This is a genomic window from Mesorhizobium sp. M1A.T.Ca.IN.004.03.1.1, from assembly GCF_003997555.1.
GTDB lineage: Bacteria > Pseudomonadota > Alphaproteobacteria > Rhizobiales > Rhizobiaceae > Mesorhizobium.
On sequence record NZ_RZTV01000203.1, the window covers coordinates 1 to 282 of the forward strand.

Genomic DNA, 282 nt, shown 5'->3' on the forward strand with positions numbered 1-282 from the left:
ATGCCTTTGCCTCAGGATATGCGTTTCGTCGATCTGCCGTCCTTCGGCGGGCCGGAGGTGATGACGATCGGCAGGCGTCCGCTTCCTGTGCCCCAAGACGGGCAGGTCCTGGTGCGCGCCGAGGCGATCGGCGTCAACCGCCCCGATATTGCCCAGCGCCAGGGCAGCTATCCCCCGCCGAAGGATGCGAGCTCGATCCTCGGCCTGGAATTGTCGGGCGAAATCGTTGCCGTCGGCTCGAGCGTCAGGGGCCATGGCGTCGGCGATAAGGTCTGCGGCCTC

Annotated in this window: 1 protein-coding gene; it reads left to right on the top strand. The window is 66.7% G+C overall.

From position 1 onward, the window contains the following. Positions 1-282: alcohol dehydrogenase catalytic domain-containing protein (locus EOD29_RS31345; RefSeq protein ID WP_164763925.1), on the top strand; the 282-nt coding region annotated here is incomplete at its 3' end.